1 protein-coding gene and 1 pseudogene are annotated in these 901 nt (G+C 64.7%); both read right to left on the bottom strand.

What is annotated here, in order from left to right:
* Positions 1-211: pseudogene (locus AZG88_RS52130) on the bottom strand (hypothetical protein); the annotation flags it as partial.
* Positions 212-715: 504 nt separating this feature from the next.
* The coding region (locus AZG88_RS32320; protein WP_197487978.1) for an Lsr2 family DNA-binding protein at positions 716-901 on the bottom strand (186 nt) is incomplete at its 5' end.

The raw sequence follows: 901 nt of genomic DNA, 5'->3' as shown, positions 1-901 counted from the left end.
CGGCAACGACGGGTGGCCGTGGGTGTGGCACCAGCTGCGGAAGCGGCGCCAGTCCGAGGCGTAGACGCGGCGGGGTGCCCGCCGATTGCGACGCCTCGAGCGCCCCGGCGATCTGCGCCACCGTCTGCTCGGACAGCTCCGGTACCGCACCCCACCCGCCGTCGGCCGGATTCAACCCTGCGGGTGTGCTGGCGGTTACCTCGATCGTCACTCAGGGAATCTACCCACGACCTCCGACACCACTGGTGACGCGCCATTCAGTGCCGAGAGCGGGACTGCTCGTCGGTCTGCATCGCCAGCACGGCAGCGAACGCGGTGATCAGCAAACCCAGCAGAAGCAGCACATTCATCGTGTCCCCCTTAATGTGTCAGCGCGGACCCGTCTGGGTCACCGGTCGTCGGTCGTCTGCGTACATGGCCTCGATCCTCGCTTTGATCCCCGCGGTGCTCATGCCGCCGCTGCGCCGCACCGGCGGCATGAGGGGATCGAAGACGCCGGAATCATCGAGGCTGTGGTCATGCGCGCCCTACCTTTTCGTCGCATCCGCGGTTTCGGCACATCCGGTTGAATCCGCCGTGTGCACCCCCGTCACAGTGATATGACCCGCTTCACATTTTCTGTAGTCGATGTTGCACATCACTGACACCGTTGATGCCAACCCGTCCCTGGCGCAGCACAGTTGGCGTCTTCGAGAATCGGGGGCAATGCTGCACCTCACGCGACCGAAATTTCGGCCTGGGCATCGTGGAATACTCGCTCGATCTCGACCGGAATCCGGCCGCGGGCGGACACCACATGGCCCGCCCCGATCGCCCACTCACGAATCTCTTTGGTCGTCTTTTGCGCCGGAGCCTTTCTCACCTCTTCCCTCTTCACCGGTACCTTCGCCGCGACCGCCTT

Source organism: Rhodococcus sp. LB1 (genome assembly GCF_001583455.1).
Lineage (GTDB): Bacteria > Actinomycetota > Actinomycetes > Mycobacteriales > Mycobacteriaceae > Rhodococcus_F > Rhodococcus_F opacus.
This window is presented reverse-complemented; position numbering and strand designations above follow the sequence as displayed.